The organism is Mixta mediterraneensis (assembly GCF_030283135.1).
Lineage (GTDB): Bacteria > Pseudomonadota > Gammaproteobacteria > Enterobacterales > Enterobacteriaceae > Pantoea > Pantoea mediterraneensis.
Window position 1 is genome coordinate 1 of sequence record NZ_JASUAZ010000158.1, and the last position, 402, is coordinate 402.

The window sequence follows — 402 nt, forward strand, 5'->3', positions numbered from 1 at the left end:
GGACTTTGTCACTCTTAAAAGTATGGTTGATCGGACGGAAGATTCGGATGAGTGAGTCAGTACACACTAACAATTCGCTGTACTCGAAAGGAATGATAGCGGTTATCTGCGCCCAGTTTCTCTCAGCATTCGGCGACAACGTAACGCAGGCGATAGAAATCATAGGGATTCGCAAAGCGGGCGTAGTTGCCGAGGAAGGTGGAGGTGCCGAACAGCACGGTACAGTTACGGTCATATACCAGTTCCGGCACCACGCGGTAGTGTAACGGGCTGGGATAGAGGAAGACTTCCGCGCCGGTAAACAGCGGGGTCAGCAGGCCGACCGTCAGGCCAAAGGAGTGGAACAGCGGCAGCGCCGACATAAAGCGGTCGTTAGCGGTAAAGTCGGCAATTGTTTTAATC

General features: G+C 53.2%; 2 pseudogenes. One reads left to right on the plus strand and one right to left on the minus strand.

Features of this window, described 5'->3' with window-relative positions:
• Positions 1-47: 47 nt before the first annotated feature.
• Positions 48-140: pseudogene (locus tag QRY16_RS22035) on the plus strand (hypothetical protein); the annotation flags it as partial.
• On the opposite strand, the pseudogene QRY16_RS22040 reads toward QRY16_RS22035, so the two are convergent.
• Positions 132-402: pseudogene (locus QRY16_RS22040) on the minus strand (AMP-binding protein); the annotation flags it as partial. The pseudogenes QRY16_RS22035 and QRY16_RS22040 overlap by 9 nt on opposite strands.